We start from the raw sequence: 17,663 nt of genomic DNA, 5'->3' as shown, positions 1-17,663 counted from the left end.
CGCGGCATGGCTCACTTCTTCATCGCGCGTCCGGTATTCGCGATCGTCGCCGCGCTGTTCATCGTGCTCGTCGGCGCGATCGCGGGATTCCAGTTGCCGATCGCCCAGTACCCGCAGATCACGCTGCCGACGGTCGTCGTCGCCGCGGCGTATCCGGGCGCGAGCGCGCAGACGGTCGAGCAGTCGGTCGCGCAGCCGATCGAGCAGCAGGTGAACGGCGTCGAAGGCATGCTCTACATGCAGTCGACTTCCACCGGCGCGGGAACCTACTCGCTGCGCGTGACCTTCGGGCTGGGCACCAACGCCGACATCGCGTCGGTGCAGGTGCAGAACCGCGTCGCGCAGGCGAACTCGCTGCTTCCGTCCGAAGTCATCGCCGGCGGCGTCACGACGCGCAAGAGCACTCCCGACACGCTCATGTTCGTCACGCTGTTCTCGCCGAAAGGCACCTACGACTCGGTCTTCCTCGCCAACTACCTCAGCATCAACATCGTGGACGCCATCCGGCGCGTCAAGGGCGTCGGCGACGTGCAGGTGTTCGGGGCCGAGTTCGGCATGCGCATCTGGCTCAAGCCCGACCGCATGTCGCAGCTGGGGATCACCGCGGCGGACGTCGCCAACGCCGTGCGCGAGCAGAACGTGCAGGCGCCCGCGGGTCAGGTCGGCCAATACCCGTCGCCGCCGGACCAGGCGTACCAGTATTCGATCGAGGTACGCGGAAGGCTCGTCACCGAGCAGGAGTTCGGAAACATCGTCGTGAAGGCGCAGCCGGACGGGTCCTTCGTCCGCGTTCGCGACATCGCGCGCGTCGAGCTCGGCGCCCAGAACTACTCGGTGCAGGCGCGCTACAACGACCGCCCTTCCGCGGCCTTCGGCGTCAACCTGACGCCCGAAGCGAGCGCGGTGGACGTCGCGGCAGCGGTGCGTGCGCGGCTGAAGGAGCTCGAGCGCACGTTTCCGCCGGACCTCACCTACAGCGTGGTGGTCGACAGCACGGTGTTCGTCAAGGCTTCGCTCGAGGAAGTGCTGAAGACGCTCGTCGAGGCGATGCTGCTGGTGATGGCGGTGGTGTTCCTCTTCCTGCAGACCTGGCGCGCGACGCTGATCCCGCTTCTCGCCATACCGGTATCGCTGATCGGCACGCTCGCGGTGTTCATCACGCTGGGGTTCTCGCTCAACACGCTCACGCTGTTCGGCATGGTGCTCGCGATCGGCATCGTGGTCGACGACGCCATCGTCGTCGTCGAGGCGGTCGAGCATCACATCGCGCAAGGCATGAGCCCGCGCGATGCGACGACCAGGGCGATGGACGAGGTGTCGGGGCCGGTGATCGCGATCGCGCTCGTGCTCGCGGCGGTGTTCGTCCCGGTCTCGTTCATGGGCGGGATCGCCGGCGCGCTCTACCGCCAGTTCGCGCTCACCGTCGCGGTCTCGACGCTGATCTCGGCGTTCGTCGCGCTGTCGCTCACGCCCGCGCTGAGCGCGCTGCTGCTGAAACCGCGCAGCGAAGGCGGGAAGCGCGGCTTGGGCGCGCGCTTCTTCGGCGCTTTCAACCGCGGCTTCGAGCGCGTGACCGACCGTTACGGACGGCTGGTCGCCGTGTCGATCCGGCGCATGGCGCTCACGCTCGCGCTGCTCGCCGCGTTCGCGCTCGGGACGGTCGTGCTGTTCGGTAAGGTCCCGGCCGCTTTCGTGCCGCCGGAGGACCAGGGGTTCGTCATCGGCGCCGCAGTCCTGCCCGAAGCCTCGTCGCTCAACCGCACGATGGAGGCCACCGCGCGGCTCGACGCGCTGCTCGCGAAAGTCCCGGGCGTCCAGGACCGGTTGATCGTCAACGGCTTCAACATCCTCGCGTCCTCGCAGCAGCCGAACGGCGCGCTGTTCGTGACGGCGCTGGAGCCCTGGGACCAGCGCGCGACGCCAGAGAAGAGCGTCGACGGCATCATCGGCCGGATCTTCGCCCGCAGCGCGGCGATCCCGCAGGCGACGGTCGTGCCGCTCAACCCGCCGGCCCTGCCCGGCCTCGGGGCTTTCGGCGGCTTCAGCCTGATGCTGCAGGACCGCCAGGGTCGCTCGCCTTTCGACCTCGTCGCGGTGGCGGACCAGTTCATCGCGGCGGCATCGAAGCGTCCGGAGGTCGGCAGCGTCCGCTCGGCGCTGGACCCGCGCACGCCCGCCTACGACCTGCAGGTCGACCGCGAGAAAGCGAAGAAGCTCGGCGTGCCGCTGACCGACGTGTTCGCAACGCTTCAGACCTATCTCGGCAGCCTCCAGGTCAACGACTTCAACCGCTTCGGCCGCAGCTACAAGGTCACGCTGCAGGCCGACGCCCCGTTCCGCAACAACGTCGAAGACATCAAGCTCTTCTACGTGCGCAGCGCCCGGGGCGACATGGTGCCGCTGTCGACGCTGGTCAAGGCGGTCTCCACGAGCTCGCCGGCGGTGCTCCAGCGCTACAACCAGTTCCGCACCGCGGCCATCACGGGCGACGCCGCGCCGGGTTACAGCTCGTCGCAGGCGAACGCCGCGCTGGCCGAAGTCGCCGCACAGGTGCTCCCGGCGGGCTACGCCTTCGAGTGGTCGGGGCTCTCGCTGCAGGAACAGGAGACCGCGGGGCAGACCTCGATCATCTTCGCGCTGACGATCGTGTGCGTGTTCCTGTTCCTCGCGGCGCTGTACGAGAGCTGGTCGGTGCCGTTCGCGGTGCTGCTCGCGGTGCCCATCGGCATCTTCGGCGCGATGCTCGCGCTCGCGGTCGCCGGCCTCACCAACAACATCTACGCGCAGATCGGGCTGATCCTGCTGATCGGCCTGTCCGCGAAAAACGCGATCCTCATCGTGGAGTTCGCGAAAGTCGCGGTCGACCGTGGCGACGATCCGGTCGAAGCCGCCGTCGAAGCCGCGAAGCTGCGCTTGCGGCCGATCCTGATGACTTCGTTCGCGTTCATTCTCGGCGTGGTCCCGCTCGCGAGCGCGACGGGCGCGGGCGCCGGCGCCCGCGTGTCGATGGGCGTCGCGGTCGTCTGGGGGATGACGTGCGCGACGCTGGTCGGGATCTTCATCATCCCGGTTCTGTTCGTCGCGGTGGAGCGCGCCGTGAGCTGGACCCACCGCCGACGCGGCCGCGAGATGCAGCCCGCGCCGGAGGAAGAGGCGACGTGAAGGCCGCATGCGCATGCCTCGCCGCCGTCTTGCTGGGCGGCTGCGTGCTCGGTCCCGACTACCGCCGCCCGGCCGTGGAGCTGCCCGCCGCCTACCATCGGGCCATCCCCGAAGCCGCGGCCCGCTCGATCGCCGACGTCGCGTGGTGGCAGCTCTTCGACGACCCTCAGCTCGTCGCGCTGATCGAAGAAGCGTTGCGCAACAACCTCGATCTGCAGGTGACGGCCGCGCAGATCCTGGAAGCCGAGGCGCTGGTGGTCGCCGCGCGCTCCCCGATCTTTCCCCAGATCTCCGGGCAGGTGCAAGGCACGCGCGGCAACGAGACGGGTACGCCGTTCAACACGTTTCTCGCCGCGCTCGCGCTGTCGTGGGAGATCGATTTCTGGGGCCGTTACCGCCGCGCGACCGAAGCGGCGCGCGCCAACCTCCTCGCGACGGAAGAAGGTCGCCGCAGCGTGGTCTCGTCGCTCGTCGCCGGAGTCGCTCAGCAGTATCTCCAGTTGAAAGGCCTGCGGCAGCGCCTCGAGGTCGTCCGGCAGACCGGCGCCGCACAAAGCGATTCGCTGGGGCTCGTGCGGCTGCTGTCGCAGCAAGGCGTGCAGTCCGCGGCGGAGGAGCGGCAGGCGGAGAGCCAGCTCCTCACCACGCAGAACCAGGTCCCCGCGCTGGAGCGCCAGATCGCGCAGACCGAGGATGCGCTCGCGTTCCTGCTCGGCGCGCCGCCGCGCGCTTTCGACACCGGTTCGGACCTTCGGACCGTGCGCGTCGCGCCCGAGGTGCCGACCGGGCTGCCGTCGGAGCTGCTCGAGCGCCGCCCGGACATCCGTCAGGCCGAGCAGCTGCTCGTCGCGGCGAACGCGAACGTCGGTGTAGCGCGCGCACAATTCCTCCCGACCATCGCGCTGACCGGCTCGCTCGGGCGCGCGAGCGACCGGCTGCAAGGTTTGGTGAACAGCCGCGGCGACAGTTTCTTCACGGTGGGCGGCAATCTGCTGGCGCCGATCTTCACCGGCGGCGCGCTGACCGCGAACTACCAGGTCGCACGCGCGCGCGCGGAGCAGGCGGTGCTCGCCTACCGCCGCACCGTGCTGGTGGCGCTGCGCGAGATCTCCGACGCGCTGGTCGCCTACGATCGCGACCGCGTCGAGGCCGAGGGCAACCGCGCGCGCGTCGCCGTCGCCTCGGAATACCTGCGCCTGGCCGACCTGCGCTTTCGTTCGGGCGTGATCAGCTATCTCGAGGTGCTCGACGCGCAGCGCCAGCTCTTCGCCGCGCAGCTCGACCTGAACGCGAGCGAGCTCAACCAGCGGCTGGACGTGGTGCTGCTCTACCGGGCGCTCGGCGGCGGATGGAATCGCGGCAGCCCCGGCGATGGGCTCGCGCGGCAGTGAGCGCAGCGACAGGAAGCCGGAACGCCCCGCACGACCGCCTCGCCTGCCTGCTCGTGCCTATCGACACGAAGGGCCCTATCAGTCGAGGAACGACACGCCGAGGCCGATCGTCGTTTGCCGGTGGTTGTAATCGATGAGGGTCAGGCCGTACCCGCTGAAGACCTGCAGGTGTGCATTGAGCGAACCGACCAGCGGAAACGCCCAATCCAGCCGCGCCGAGCTCGCGACCGATCGCCCGAGCGCAGCGAATGACGCAGCGTCGTGGTCACCACGTGACCCCGGCCCCGCCATGAGACAGCAAGCTCGCCGCGGCCGGCATAGTCCTCGATGTCGGGGTTGTCGTCGTCCTGGCCGCTCGACTTGAAGACGCGCGCCCACGGCCTCGCGTGCAACGACCACGGGCCGTATTCCGCGCCGACTTCCCCGATCAGCCGGTTCCAGCTCCGCGACAGCGTTCCGCCACGTCCGTTGGACTGGTGGTTCAACGTCAGGCCGGCGAAGCGCACGTCCAGCCCGCCCAGCCCGACGTTCAACGGGAAGAGGAGCGTCGCTTCGGGCTCGTAGTTCGTCTCGCGAAACGGCGACGAATGGCGGCGGTTGCCCACCTGCCAATAGGAGACCTGCGTGTAGCCCAGCCACAGGTCGCCGCGGGTCCCGAACAATCCCTCGGCGGCCTTGGTCTTGAAGCTCAGCTGGAACTTGCCTTCGGCGCGGTCGAGGTCCACCGGCTGCGAGGCGTCGAACGGCCGCGTCGGAGACGCCGGCTGCGTGTTCGCATCGGTCGTCCAGTGCACGAGGCCGTACACCGGCCGGTACGGCAGGAGATTGAACGTTCCGCGCTTCAGCTCGGGGCGCAGCTCCCAACGCTCTTCCATCACGCTCGCTCTGAGCGCGACGCGATCGGCTGCGGCCGGCGCGTGCGGAGCCTTCGAGGCCGGCTGCGGGACACCGGCGCCGCGTGCCCTTTCGGCGCCGGCCAGCTCGTCATAGCACGCGAGCCGCGCCGCAGGGTCGGCGATGCGCGCGCACACCGCAAGCTGAGCGTTCGAGAGGGCCGGCCACGCCGCTGCGGTCAGCCCGACACACGACACCACAAGCCGTGACGCTCTGTTCACTGTCGTACCGTCATATGCATTCGTCGTCGCGCGCTCATCGAAGGCTCGACGCGCACCTCGGAAGCGTACCTGCGCCGGACACCGGATGCTTCGCCGCCCTTGCCCAAAACGCACTGCTCTTGCCCGAAATCTGAACATCGGCGCGGGCGGTTCACTGCCGCGCTCCGCGTTCGCTTCGTCCGGCGCCGGTACGACGCATGGCGTTCAACCCGCCGGCAAGGCCCCCGAGGGCAACGCCCAAAACGGGACCGGCCACCAGCAGTGGCGCGAGCGGCGGGACGACCGCGGCAGCGGCCGCAAGGCCGGTCCCGACTGTCCCGCCCAGGACGACCCCCGTGAACGTACCGAAAAAGACCTTCCTGCTTTCCGACCGGTTACGCCTCGACGGCCCGCCGTCCGCCCGAGCGGTACTGTATTCATGCATAGCTTTCATCCTCACCTCGGTTGTTTACCGACCTGCGCCGCCTCGGGCGCCCCACGAGAAGCATTCGAGCCTCCACTCTAACGTGGCGATGAAGCCGTGATTAGCCGGCTGCCGTGGGAATGTGTGTGCAACCCCATGCACGCTGCGCGCACGCCGTATGATGCGGACTGAAGGACCTCGCGGGCGATGTAAGATGCGGGCCATGCTCTGGCGCATCTATACGAAACCGGTCGAGACCGAAGACGGTGGAATCGCTCTGCGGTGGTTCTGGCGAAGCCCGGTCCTGGAGGGCCGCAACGAAAGCCCCGTCGGCTTTACCACGCGCGACGCCTGTGTGGCGGACGCCAGACTGCACGGGTACACGCCCGAACGGGAAAACACCCGTACGTTCGGCTCCTAGCCCGAGCACTCCGCGCCACGGTTGCGGCGCAACCCGTTGCCTCATCCTTGCCACGTTGCCCGGGTATCCGGGCGTTAAGCCGTCCGGCGCGCGAGCCGTGGACATGGCGGAATTTGCCCGTTTCGCGCAGGCTGTTAACCTGCGGCAATAAGAATCCACCGGAGGAGGCGCATCATGATCGAACGCAGTGCCGCCTCACACGCAACACTCGCGGCTTTCGCTTTCGCTCTCGCTCTGCCTGTCGTCACCGACGTTGCCGCACAGGAGTGGAAGCCGGTGAAGCCGGTCGAGCTCGTCGCGACCAATGCGCCTGGCGGCGGCTCCGACCGCATCGGCCGCATCATGATCAAGATCATGCAGGACCGGAAGCTCGTCCCGACTGCGATCAACCTCGTCAACAAGCCGGGCGGCGGCAGCGCGGTCGCTTACAACTACATCAACCAGTATCCCGGGAACGGGCATTTCCTCGTACTGGGGTCGCGCTCTTTCCTCACGAATCACATCGCGGGCCACGGGCCGAATCCCGCCGAGTTCACGCCGGTCGCGCACCTCTTCGACGAATACATCGCCGTCACGGTCAAGCCCGTGTCACCCATCAGGACCGGCAAGGACCTGCTCAGCTTCATGAAGAAGGATCCGACCGCGATCAGCTTCGGCATCGCCACCAGCCTGGGCGCGCCGAATCACGCCGGCGTGGCGGCACCCTTCAAGGCCGCCGGCATCGACATCAGGAAGATGAAGAACGTGATCTTTTCGTCGGGCGGCGCCGCGAGCACGGCGCTGATGGGCGGGCACGTCGACGTGGTCCCGATCTCGGTCGCCTTCGCTACATCCCTGTACCGGAACGGCCAGGTCCGGCTGATCGCGATCACGGCGCCGGAGCGGCTGGGCGGCGATCTCAAGGACGTGCCGACGTGGAAGGAACAGGGCGCGAACGTCGTGGTGGCGCAGTGGCGCGTTCTGATCGGCCCCAAAGGCATGACGCCGGAACAGATCGCCTACTGGGAGAACACCATGAAGCGGCTCATGGAGGCCGAGGACTGGAAGAACGAGCTCAACGCGAATTTCTGGCGGGCCAATTTCGAGGGCAGCGCCGCCACGCGCAAGTTCCTCGCGAAGGATAACGAGGAGGCGAAGGCGTTCCTGAGCGAGCTGGGTTTGGCGAAATAAGCGCCGCGCCTGCGTCTGACACTCATCGCCCGCGCCCGTCTCGCTGCGTTGCTGTCGGCTCGAGAGTGACTGTTCCTCATGCGGCGCTTCGCCGATAGGATGACCCCGGCGCCCCGTCCTTCATCGAAGGTGCCGGCACTTCCGCACTTTCCCTGGTCAGGAACCATCGCGCCGCCAACGCAAGCGCAGCCGCCACATAGGGCAATCCCCCGACGATCCACATCACCAGGCCGCCGAGCTGTTGGTCCTCCAGAGCAGTCAGAGACCAGTGCGCCGCATGTGCAGTCGCCGCGGGATACCACACCTGCCCCGAAAACGTGAGCAACACCCCGAGCGCACCTGTATGGAGCATCGTGACGAAGAGACACATCACGCTCGTCCCGACACGACCGCCTCTAACCGGTTTCAGCAGCGCCCACCAGAACAACAGAGCAGAGAACAGGAACGCGGCGTGCTGGAGTGCATGCGCGCCCACGCTCACCTCCGACAGCTCGAAGACTCGCGGGATGTGCCAGAGCCAGATCGCAGCGCCGTGCACCACCGACGCGCCGATGGGGCTGGCGAGACGGTCCCATACGCGCGCAAAAGCGCCGGCATGCACGACGCGCGCGGGCGCGGCACGCCACGCTCGCGGCAGTGCCCACATCCACATCGCCAGGGGCCGCCCCAGCACGAGCAACGGGGCCGCGACGACCATCAGAAGCTCGTGCTGCATCATGTGCGCGCCGAACAGACCCGCGGTCATCGCTGCGAGTGGCGACACCAGCGCGATTGCGACGGTCAGCCAGCCCGCCCCGAAGAGTGCCGCGCTGCGCCGGACTGCGACAAGCCGCGCGCTCGATTGCGAGACGCGGTAATAACCCGCCGCGTACAGCAGCGCCGATAACACGAGCAGCGCGCCGACCACCATGCGCAAGCCCGCCTCGGCATCGCCTGCAGCGACGGCATGCGCCTTCGCGCCCTGCGCGGTCAGCGCGAGCGCGACAGCGCACGCGATGCGTTTCATTGCACGCATGGCGAGACGAACGCGCTGGTGAGCCACTGCGCCGCGACCGCGAGCGCCATCAGCGCCGATACCCAGAACCCGACGATCGCGAGAAAACGCGTGCGCGTGCGCTGCTCGCCGCGGTCTTCCGGCTCATCCATCCCTGCCTCGCGCCAGCGGCCCCAGGCGATCGCTGCCCCGATGAGCGTGACGACCAGCGCGACTGCCGCGACGAAATGCAGCGGCAGCCGCTCCTGTTGCCGGCATTCCAGGGCGACCAGCGCGTAGTTCACCGACTGCTGCGCCAGCGCTGCCAGCGCAGGCACGATGATAGGGAACCAGAGCTTCACGGCCTAGAGCACACGTGCGCCGAAATAGACGATTGAGTAAATCGGTAGATAGGCGACGACGACGAAGTACCAATACATGCCGCTTTCGGACACGTCGACATAGCGCTTGCCCTCGATCCTGTCGCTCGTCATCAGCAACGCAAGGACCACCGAGTCCCAGAAATCGGTCAGCACGTGGAAGGTGTGCAGGCCCAGCAACATCCAGACCGCGGAGCCGTACGCGTTGGTGTCCCAGCTCACGTTGAGCGCGGTGAATTCGAGCGCACGGAGCACCAGAAAGCCGACGCTGAACGTACAGCAGATCCAGAGCCAGCGCCGAACCCGCAACAGGTCTTCGCGCTCCGCCGCCCGCTTTGCGATGTGGTTAGGAATGAGGCTCGCCAGCATGAGGAGCATGTTGAATGTGCCCCACGTGAGGTCGGGCGGCAGCGCCGCCGGCGGCCACTCGTCTACGCGACTTCGGACGTAGAAGTAAGCGACCGAAGCGAGTGCGAAGACCGAACCCTCGATGGCCATCATTCCCCACGTCCCCCACCACATCAGGCTGCGATGGCCGAACGCGTAACTCGGAAGCTTCGCCGCATCGACGATGTGCCGGGAAGGTAGACGCTCTTCGCTCACGAGGGCTTCTTCTCCAGCGCGAGGTGCTCCCGCGTCTCCGCTTTAGAGGGCCAGAACCAGAACGTCAGCGCGACTCCCACCGGTATCGACGCCCACACCGCCGCCCACGGCGTAAAGATGGATGCAACGAACAGAACGGCCGTGGCAAGGGCGCTCAGAAATGGCCAGAGGCTGGGGCGCGGATATACGCTCCTGTGATCGGGACGGGCGTCGAGCACGTGTGTGACGAGGTTCTCGGGGGGGTCGCCCGAAAGCCCCTCGACCCGGCCCGCGATTCCGCCGCGCTCCCAAAGCGGCTCGCGGCTGGCGACAATCGGGATGCGCGCGAAGTTGTATGTCGGCGGTGGCGAAGACGTCATCCACTCGAGCGTCGGCGAGCGCCACGGGTCATCCGGCGCACGTAAGCCGCTGCGGTGGCTGCGCACGACGTTGAACAGAAACACGAGCATGCTTGCAGCGATCGTGACCGCGCCGACCGTCGCGATCAGATTGAGATCGCCCCAGCCCATGTTCGCCGGATAGGTGTAAACCCGGCGCGGCATGCCTTCGAGCCCGAGCTGGTGCATCGGGAAGAACGTGACGTTGAATCCGACGAAGAACAGCCAGAAGCTCCAGCGCCCGAGGCGCTCGTCCATCATGCGGCCGGTGATCTTCGGGAACCAGTAGTAGAACGCGCCGAACAGCGGGAACACCGCGCCGCCGATCAACACGTAATGCAGGTGCGCCACGACAAAATAGGTGTCGTGGACCTGCAGATCGAGCGGCACCGACGCCAGCATGATCCCGGTGAGACCGCCGATCAGGAGGATGAAAAAGAACGCGAGCACGAAGAGGAGCGGCACCTTCATGTTGAGCCTGCCGTTCCAGAGCGTGGCGATCCAGCAGAAGATCTGCAGCGCGGTGGGTACCGCGATGATCATGCTCGCTGCAGTGAAGAAGCTCTTTCCGAGCTCCGGCGCGTCGGTGGCGAACATGTGATGCACCCACAGGCCGAATCCGAGGAATCCCGTCGCGATCAGTGAAAGCACCATCACCGGGTAGCCGTAGACCGGCCGGCGCGCGAACGTCGCTATGATCGTCGACAGGAAGCCGAGCCCCGGGATGAAGATGATGTAGACCTCGGGATGACCGAAGAACCAGAAAAGGTGCTGCCAGAGCATGGCGTCGCCGCCTTCGGCGGGGTTGTAGAAGTGCGTGCCGACGAGACGGTCCGTGATGAGGGCGGTGCTCGCGAACATGACCGCGGGCATCGCGAACATCACCATGAACGACGTCACCAGTATCGCCCACACGAAGAGCGGCATGCGGTCGAGCGTCATGCCCGGCGCGCGCAGCTTGAAGATCGTGGTGATGAGAACGATCGAACCGAGCAGCCCGGACACTTCGGTGAACGTGATGAGTTGCGCCCAGAAATCGACACGCTTGCCCGGGGAGAACTCGGGTCCGGCCAATGGCGGATAGCTGAACCAGCCCGCATCCGGTCCGATATTCAGGAAAAACGCGCCATACAGCATCAGTCCGCCGAAGAGATAGATCCAGTAAGCGTAGGCGTTGAGGCGCGGAAAAGCGATATTGCGCGTTCCCACCATGAGCGGCACGACGTAAATCGCGACCGCCTCCATCACCGGCACCGCGAAGAGAAACATCATGGTGGTGCCGTGCATGGTGAAGATCTGGTTGTAGAGATCCGGCCCTATGAGCGTGTTGTCCGGCTTCGCGAGCTGCAACCGCATGAGCGCCGCGAGAATGCCGCCTGCGGCGAAAAAACCCATCGCGGTCACGATAAAGCGCCGGCCGATCCGCTTGTGGTCGATCGTCGAAAGCCAGCCGACCATGCCGGGCGGCGTGCCCCAGGCACGCGCGAGGATCTCGTGCTCGCCCGCGGCAACGCTTTCGCGGCCGATCGACACGTCTTCGCTCATCTCAGGCTTTCCAGGTAAGTCACGAGCGCATGGAGGTCCTCGGGCGGCAACGCAACAGCGGGCATGTTCGTACCGGGCTTGATCTGCTGCGGATTCGTGATCCAGCCCGAGAGAGGGCCGCGCGCGTTCGGAAGGACGCCGGCCGCGAGCGTCGCCCGACTCGCTACGTGCGTGAGGTCCGGACCGAGCTTGGCCTGCGCCGTCGTGCCCTGGATCGTGTGGCACATGACGCACGGCGAGCTCATGAAGACATCGCGGCCGCGTTTCGCGATCGCGTCCGAGGGCTCGCTCGCGCTCCTCTGCTGCAACCTCACCCACGCCTCGTATTGAGCGGGTTCGTCGGCGTAAACGAGGAACGCCATCTTCGCGTGCTGGAACCCGCAGAACTCGGCGCACTGGCCGCGATAGACGCCCGCTTTATCGGCGCGAAGCGTGAGCGTGAGCGTGCGTCCGGGAATCATGTCTTTCTTCGGGGCCAGGCTCGGCACCCAGAAGCTATGAATGACGTCGGGCGACGACAGCTTCAGCACCACCGGCTTGCCGACCGGGATGTGGAGCTCGTTCGCGGTCTCGAACGTGCGTTGCGGATCTCCGGGGTAATACGTCGCCTGCCACCACCACTGCTTCCCGCTGACCTCGATCGCGAATCCATTTTCGAGGGAGAGGCTCGCGAGCGCGCGATCGGTGACCACGCTCGCGACGATCAGTGCCAGCAGTCCCGCGATCGATAACGCCGCGCCGATGGCCACCGCGCGCTGCGCGCCGCGCTCGCCGCCCACCGTGCGACTTGTCTGCGGCTCACTCGTTTCGTCGACCCGCGGCGCTCGGCCGATTGCAAGCAGAAACGCAATGAACACCGCGCCGAACACCACGCCACACAGGCCTAGCATGACGAGCCACAACGAGTGCACGTGCTCCGATTGAACGCCGGCCGGCGTCCACACGCTCTGGAAGGTCGCGGACGCGGCAGCCCTGCTGAAGGCGAGCAGCGGTAAGGCGCCCAGCCGGCAGCGCGTCATCGTGGATGCGCGGTGCCGCCCTGCCGCGGCGTCTCGCGCTCGCGCGTCGATTCGGGCTTCGACGCAGCCAGGCTGTCGGTGCGCCCCGGCGCAGTCGCGGCGTCGAGCTGCCCGCTCATCGAGCGCACATAGGCGACGATTTGCCACACCTGCGCGTCGGCGATCTTCCCGCCGAACGAAGGCATGCCGTTCGGCCTGCCCTGCACGATCGTCTGGTAGATATTCGCCGGCTTCGCGCCGTAGATCCACTTGTCGTCCATCAAAGCGGGCCCCATCCCTCCGCCCCCATGCGCATGACAGCCGACGCAGTTGAACGCAGTGAACAGCCGTTGTCCCTGAGACACGGCGTACGCGTTCTCTTCGTACGGATTCGTCGCAGGCAGCGATGGCTGCGAGGCTCCGCCGGCCTGCAGCGAAGATGCACGCACGGCATCGGCCGGCGCCGATTGCGAAGCAGCCTCCGTGAACCGGCGCGCCTCGCGTTCGCAACCCGCCGAAAAGACGGCGAGGACGGCGGCGGTCGCCACGATCGGGAATCGCGCGCTCACGGCCTTGCCTCCGCGCGCCGGCTCGATGTGAAGTCCACCCGAGGGATCCTGTATTCCGTGAGGATCGCATCGATCGCCGGCCGTATTTTCGACAGCGCCGCATCGAGCGAATGCAGAAGCGCGGTGTCGCCTTTACGGACACCCATCGACATCGAAAATGAGAACGGGATGCCCGGGAGCTCCGGCGGCGCCTCGGCGATGGCGACTTGCAGCGGCACCGGAGCGCGGGAGGCGAAATACCCGGCCTGCGGCCCCCAGGCCAGCGCCACGTCGAGCGCGCCGCTCGCGACGTCATCGACCATACGCTGCACTTGCGGGCGCTCACCGTAGATCGCGTAGCCGGTTACGTTGTCGACCAGCCCGCGCGCCGCGAGCGCATGTCCCGGGGGTGTAGCGGCGAGATCGTCGCCGATGAGTTGAACGCCGATCTTCGCGGTCGCGAGTCGCGGATCGTCGAACGTGCGATAGGCCTCACCTGCATTCGCGCGCGAAACGAATACGTAGGCCGAGCGGTAATACGGCATCGTGGTACGCACCGGCCCGAAGTCGGAGGGAACGCCGGCAATGACATCGCAAAGCCCCGCGTTGAGCGTCTTCCTGACGTAACCCCGCCCCTGCGGCAGCCATACCGGGGTGACGCGCACGCGCATTGCCTTCCCCACCAGCTCCATGATGCGGTTTTCGAAACCGGCGCCGCTTTCGCTCGAGTAGGGGAGGTTGTGCGGATCCGCGCACAGACGAAGTTGGCCTTCTGCGCCGGCCGGCGCGGCGCACAAGGCCATCGCCAGGAGCAGCGCGGCGCAGCCCCTACGCGGACCGCCCCTGCGCCTGCTAAGGCAGCGCGAAGACATACAGCATCCCGCCTTTGGTGGTCTTCTGCGGCAAGTCCTTCAGCACATTGCCCCAACCCGCCGCCGCGGTGCCGTCGCGCACATCGAGGTCGCCGGCGACTATCGCGCCGGGCCAGCCACCGATGCCCGACAGTATCGCCACGTACTGCTTCCCGTCCGGTCCCTGATAGCTCATCGGCTGGCCGACGATCCCCGAGCCGGTCTTGAACTGCCACACGAGCGAACCCGACCTCGCGTCGACCGCCTTGAACCAGCCGTCCATGGTCCCGTAGAACGCGACGTCCCCCGCCGTCACGAGTGCGCCCGACCACACCGGCAGGTCTTCTTTGACGCTCCACATCTTCCTGCCCAGCGCGGGGTCCCACGCGCTGAATTCGCCACGATGGCCTCCGGGTCCGGGGCGCATCCGCACGTCCATGCCGACGTAAGGCGTGCCGGCGATGTAGCTCGTCTGCGAGGCCTCGACGTCCTGGCAGATGTTTTGCTGCGGCACGTACAGAAGCCGCGTGCGCGGCGAATACGCGGAGGGCTGCCAATCCTTCGCCCCGGCCGATCCGGGACACGCGCCGCGCACCACACGCCCGAGCTTTGGCTCCATCTCCGGGGCGTATCGCAGGCGCCCCGTTTTCAGATCGACACCGGACGACGTGGTGATGTACGCATACGGCTCCGCGCTGAGGACCTCGCCGCTCGCACGATCGATCACATAGACGTAGCCGTTGCGGTCGGGATGCACGAGCACCTTGCGCTTCGCGCCTTTGATGTCGAGGTCGACGAGGACATTTTCGTTGACGCCGTCCCAGTCGTGCACGTCGTGCGGGCTCGTCTGGTAGAACCACCGCGCTTCGCCGGTGTCGGCGTCGCGCGCGAAGATGCCGGACGTCCACTTGTTGTCGCCCGGCCGCTGATGCGGATTCCACGGACCCGGGTTGGCAGTCCCGTAGTAGACGAGGTTGAGCTCGGGATCGTAAGAAACGAAACCCCACACGGTCCCGCCGCCGATCTTCCACGCCTCCGAGGGCCAGCTCGACACGCCGAGGTCCTTGCCCTGGTCGGTCGCGTAGAACGGCTTGAACTTCGGCCCGATCAGCACATCCTTGTCGGGCCCGGTGCTATAGGCACGCCAGACGATCTTGCCGCTCGCCGCATCGAGCGCGGTGAGCCAGCCGCGCACGCCGTATTCACCGCCGCTGTTGCCGACGAGAACCTTGTCTTTCACCACGAGCGGCGCCATCGTGATCGTCTCGCCGCGCGTGATGTCCCCGAGCTTGACGCGCCATGCTTGCTTGCCGCTTTGCGCGTCTACCGCGATCGTCTGCCCGTCGAGGGTGCTGAAGTAGATCCTGCCGTTCGAGTAAGCCACGCCGCGGTTGACGACGTCGCAGCACGCAACGCCCTGCGCCGCGGCGAGGGGCTTCGGCTCGAACTTCCACTTGGTCGGAGCCCCGGGCTTTGTCAGGTCGAGCGCGTAGAGAATGTTCGGATACGGCGTCACGATATACATCGTGTGGCCGACGACGACCGGAGCGGCTTCATGTCCGCGCACGACACCCGTGGAAAAGGTGAATGCGAGCCTGAGGTCTTTGGCGTTGGCGGAACTGATCTCGGCCAGCTCCGAAAATCGAGTGTTCGCGTAATCCTTACCCGCCATCGGCCATTCTGCGCCCGCGGCTGGTTTCGATTGCGCGGCGCCGTCAGCAGGAGGCCATGACAAAACGGTGACGAGCGACGCGACCGCCCATCCCAGCCTAATGGAGTTCATCCCCGCCTGTTCGTGCTTGCTGTGTGGGCGCGATACGCAATCCACGTACCGATGGCCTCAAGATGGCCGCATACGCCTACTGCCGCAGAACGCTCAACTTCTGATACCCGGGAATCCGCGCGGCCGCGGCTCGGATCGACGTGCTCGCGCTTCGGCCTCCCGAATGCGAGCGGCCGCCACGACCTTCACTCGAGCCGGATGCCGCCTTCGTTTACGACCTTCCGCCACCGCGATATATCGGCGGCGACGAACTCGCGCAACTGCTCCGGAGAGCTGCCGATGCTTTGAACGCCGTCGGGGGCGAGGCGGGCCGTGACTTCGGGCGCTTTCGCCGCTTTCGCCAGCTCGCTATTGAGCTTTCGGATGACAGGCGCAGGCGTACGGGCCGGCGCAAACCATGCGTGCCAGGTGCTCACCTCGTATCCGGGCACGCCCGCTTCGGCCATGGTCGGCAGCTCCGGCACGGCGGGGGATCGCGCCTTCGTCGAGACCGCCACCGCGCGCAGCTTTCCGGCTTTTGCGTAATGCAGGCTGGAGATCACGTTCGCCATGGCGAGCTGCACCTGGCCTGAAAGCGTATCGACGAGTGCCGGCCCCGCGCCCCGGTACGGGACGTGGACGATATCGAGCTTCGCAATAGTCGTGAACAGCGCGAAAGCAAGATGGTTGGAGGACCCCTGCCCGGCCGAGCCGTAAGAGAGTGCGCCGGGCTTGGCTTTGGCGAGCGCGATCAGGCCCTTTACCGATTTCACCGGCACGGATGGATGAACCAGCAGCAGGAAAGGCGCTTGCACGATCAGGGAAATCGGCTCGAGCTCCCTGACCGGATCGAGATGCTGGTTCGGGTACGCGACAGGTGCGATGGTGAATCCGCCGGAAGCGCCCAGCAGGGTATAGCCGTCCGGTGCGGACGACGCGACTGCGCGATACGCAACGATGCCGCCTGCGCCCGGCCGGTTTTCGACGAGGAACACCTTGCCGAACGCATCGCCCAGCCTTTGCGCAAACAGGCGGGTTTGAACGTCGTTGGCGCCGCCGGGCGCAAGTCCCACCAGCACGCGCACGGGCTTGATCGGATAGTCCGAGGTGCCCTGCGCGCACGCGGCATGCGACCACACGCTGCACGCGATTCCGATCATACCGAGCGCCCGGTGCAGGCGCTCGCCTGCGCGCGCTTCAATCATCCTGCGGAAACAACGTCTTCATCCGGCGCGCTTGCGCCGAGCGCAGGTGCTTGCGCGCGACAGACTCGGCGCGCTCGGCGTCGCGCTTGCTTATCGCCTCCACCAGCTCCGCGTGTTCCTGTAACGCTTGTGCAGCCCGTGGTGCGTCCGACATCTGAGTCGGCCCCAGGAGCCAGCGCACGGCGTTCACCGCCCGCAACGCTCTTTCGAGGAATCGGTTGTGGGCGCCGCGATGGATCTGCCGGTGAAACTTCAGGTTGTGGGCTCCGAGCTCTTCCGGCTTCGCCTGCAGGTCGCGCTCGAGCTCCACCAGCTCCACGAGCTCCTGTACCTCCATATCCGACGCGTGGCGCGTGAAGAGACGGGCGGACGTGCCTTCGAGCACCTCGCGCATCTCGTACAGCTCCGCGACGCCGCGGCGGTCGAGCTTCGCAACCACGAGGCCGGCGCGCGGCTCGTAGTCCAGCAGGCCTTCCGCCTCGAGCCGGCGAATTGCGTCGCGCACCGGCGTGCGGCTCACGCCGAGCTGCTGCGCAACGGTCGCCTCGATGACCCTGTCGCCCGGCTTCAGCACGCCGTCCTTGACGAGCGCGCGGAGCTTTTCATAAGCATGACCGCCCTGAGAGCCGCGGGCGGGCTGGATCGGTCGGGTTTTTTCTTTTTTGACGGATCGTCTGATCGTGGTCGATTTCATTTCGCGGGGTATCTGAAGTTTCGGTGCACTATCTTGAACATCGGCTATGCGTCGTGCGGAACGGC

At 66.8% G+C, this 17,663-nt stretch carries 15 protein-coding genes; 4 read left to right on the top strand and 11 right to left on the bottom strand.

What is annotated here, in order from left to right:
• Window positions 1–6: 6 nt before the first annotated feature.
• Both VHP37_22705 and VHP37_22700 read left to right on the top strand, forming a co-directional pair.
• On the top strand, window positions 7–3,162 hold the full coding sequence (locus VHP37_22705) for a multidrug efflux RND transporter permease subunit (protein HEX2829177.1): 3,156 nt from the start codon (window positions 7–9) through the stop codon (window positions 3,160–3,162).
• Window positions 3,159–4,553: an efflux transporter outer membrane subunit gene (locus VHP37_22700; GenBank protein HEX2829176.1), complete on the top strand. Its 1,395-nt coding sequence runs from the start codon at window positions 3,159–3,161 to the stop codon at window positions 4,551–4,553. The genes VHP37_22705 and VHP37_22700 overlap by 4 nt, the downstream gene beginning before the upstream one ends.
• A 140-nt stretch (window positions 4,554–4,693) precedes the next feature.
• On the opposite strand, the gene VHP37_22695 is transcribed toward VHP37_22700, so the two are convergent.
• A complete protein-coding gene (locus VHP37_22695) occupies window positions 4,694–5,668 on the bottom strand; it encodes a phospholipase A (GenBank protein HEX2829175.1) in 975 nt (324 codons plus the stop codon).
• Window positions 5,669–6,294: 626 nt separating this feature from the next.
• On the opposite strand from VHP37_22695, the gene VHP37_22690 reads away from it, so the two are divergent.
• On the top strand, window positions 6,295–6,492 hold the full coding sequence (locus VHP37_22690) for a hypothetical protein (protein HEX2829174.1): 198 nt from the start codon (window positions 6,295–6,297) through the stop codon (window positions 6,490–6,492).
• A 174-nt stretch (window positions 6,493–6,666) separates the two neighbouring features.
• Window positions 6,667–7,662 carry a tripartite tricarboxylate transporter substrate binding protein gene (locus VHP37_22685; GenBank protein HEX2829173.1) on the top strand — a complete coding sequence of 332 codons (996 nt, stop codon included), beginning with the start codon at window positions 6,667–6,669 and terminating at the stop codon, window positions 7,660–7,662.
• A 76-nt stretch (window positions 7,663–7,738) separates the two neighbouring features.
• Here VHP37_22685 and VHP37_22680 read toward each other — a convergent pair whose 3' ends face one another.
• From VHP37_22680 to VHP37_22635, 10 genes are all read right to left on the bottom strand, one after another.
• Window positions 7,739–8,668 (bottom strand): cytochrome c oxidase assembly protein, encoded by a 930-nt coding sequence (locus tag VHP37_22680; GenBank protein HEX2829172.1) that lies wholly within the window; start codon window positions 8,666–8,668, stop codon window positions 7,739–7,741.
• Window positions 8,665–8,997 carry a hypothetical protein gene (locus tag VHP37_22675; protein HEX2829171.1) on the bottom strand — a complete coding sequence of 111 codons (333 nt, stop codon included), beginning with the start codon at window positions 8,995–8,997 and terminating at the stop codon, window positions 8,665–8,667. Before VHP37_22675 ends, VHP37_22680 begins: the two co-directional genes overlap by 4 nt.
• A gap of 3 nt (window positions 8,998–9,000) precedes the next feature.
• Window positions 9,001–9,618 carry a cytochrome c oxidase subunit 3 gene (locus VHP37_22670; protein ID HEX2829170.1) on the bottom strand — a complete coding sequence of 206 codons (618 nt, stop codon included), beginning with the start codon at window positions 9,616–9,618 and terminating at the stop codon, window positions 9,001–9,003.
• A complete protein-coding gene (gene ctaD / locus VHP37_22665) occupies window positions 9,615–11,540 on the bottom strand; it encodes a cytochrome c oxidase subunit I (protein HEX2829169.1) in 1,926 nt (641 codons plus the stop codon). Before ctaD ends, VHP37_22670 begins: the two co-directional genes overlap by 4 nt.
• Window positions 11,537–12,559, bottom strand: a complete 1,023-nt coding sequence (locus VHP37_22660; protein ID HEX2829168.1) for a cytochrome c oxidase subunit II — start codon at window positions 12,557–12,559, stop codon at window positions 11,537–11,539. Before VHP37_22660 ends, ctaD begins: the two co-directional genes overlap by 4 nt.
• Window positions 12,556–13,107, bottom strand: coding sequence for a c-type cytochrome (locus tag VHP37_22655; protein HEX2829167.1), 552 nt, complete (start codon window positions 13,105–13,107; stop codon window positions 12,556–12,558). The genes VHP37_22660 and VHP37_22655 overlap by 4 nt, the downstream gene beginning before the upstream one ends.
• Complete coding sequence (locus VHP37_22650) at window positions 13,104–13,889, bottom strand: quinoprotein dehydrogenase-associated putative ABC transporter substrate-binding protein (GenBank protein HEX2829166.1); 786 nt, start codon at window positions 13,887–13,889, stop codon at window positions 13,104–13,106. The genes VHP37_22655 and VHP37_22650 overlap by 4 nt, the downstream gene beginning before the upstream one ends.
• Before the next feature lie 49 nt (window positions 13,890–13,938).
• Window positions 13,939–15,720 (bottom strand): methanol/ethanol family PQQ-dependent dehydrogenase, encoded by a 1,782-nt coding sequence (locus VHP37_22645; GenBank protein ID HEX2829165.1) that lies wholly within the window; start codon window positions 15,718–15,720, stop codon window positions 13,939–13,941.
• Window positions 15,721–15,905: 185 nt separating this feature from the next.
• On the bottom strand, window positions 15,906–16,784 hold the full coding sequence (locus tag VHP37_22640) for a tripartite tricarboxylate transporter substrate binding protein (GenBank protein HEX2829164.1): 879 nt from the start codon (window positions 16,782–16,784) through the stop codon (window positions 15,906–15,908).
• Window positions 16,785–16,896: 112 nt separating this feature from the next.
• Window positions 16,897–17,598 carry a GntR family transcriptional regulator gene (locus VHP37_22635; protein ID HEX2829163.1) on the bottom strand — a complete coding sequence of 234 codons (702 nt, stop codon included), beginning with the start codon at window positions 17,596–17,598 and terminating at the stop codon, window positions 16,897–16,899.
• Between the last annotated feature and the right edge of the window lie 65 nt (window positions 17,599–17,663).

The sequence above is a fragment of the Burkholderiales bacterium genome, from assembly GCA_036262035.1.
In the GTDB taxonomy this organism is placed as follows: Bacteria; Pseudomonadota; Gammaproteobacteria; order Burkholderiales; family SG8-41; genus JAQGMV01.
This window is presented reverse-complemented; position numbering and strand designations above follow the sequence as displayed.

Bases quoted from the DNA above. Each gene is read 5' to 3' on its own strand.
- VHP37_22650 (HEX2829166.1), bottom strand. From the start codon at position 13,889: ATGGCCTTGTGCGCCGCGCCGGCCGGCGCAGAAGGCCAACTTCGTCTG.
- VHP37_22685 (HEX2829173.1), top strand. From the start codon at position 6,667: ATGATCGAACGCAGTGCCGCCTCACACGCAACACTCGCGGCTTTCGCT.
- VHP37_22705 (HEX2829177.1), top strand. From the start codon at position 7: ATGGCTCACTTCTTCATCGCGCGTCCGGTATTCGCGATCGTCGCCGCG.
- ctaD (HEX2829169.1), bottom strand. From the start codon at position 11,540: ATGAGCGAAGACGTGTCGATCGGCCGCGAAAGCGTTGCCGCGGGCGAG.
- VHP37_22645 (HEX2829165.1), bottom strand. From the start codon at position 15,720: ATGAACTCCATTAGGCTGGGATGGGCGGTCGCGTCGCTCGTCACCGTT.
- VHP37_22690 (HEX2829174.1), top strand. From the start codon at position 6,295: ATGCTCTGGCGCATCTATACGAAACCGGTCGAGACCGAAGACGGTGGA.
- VHP37_22635 (HEX2829163.1), bottom strand. From the start codon at position 17,598: ATGAAATCGACCACGATCAGACGATCCGTCAAAAAAGAAAAAACCCGA.
- VHP37_22680 (HEX2829172.1), bottom strand. From the start codon at position 8,668: ATGAAACGCATCGCGTGCGCTGTCGCGCTCGCGCTGACCGCGCAGGGC.
- VHP37_22660 (HEX2829168.1), bottom strand. From the start codon at position 12,559: ATGACGCGCTGCCGGCTGGGCGCCTTACCGCTGCTCGCCTTCAGCAGG.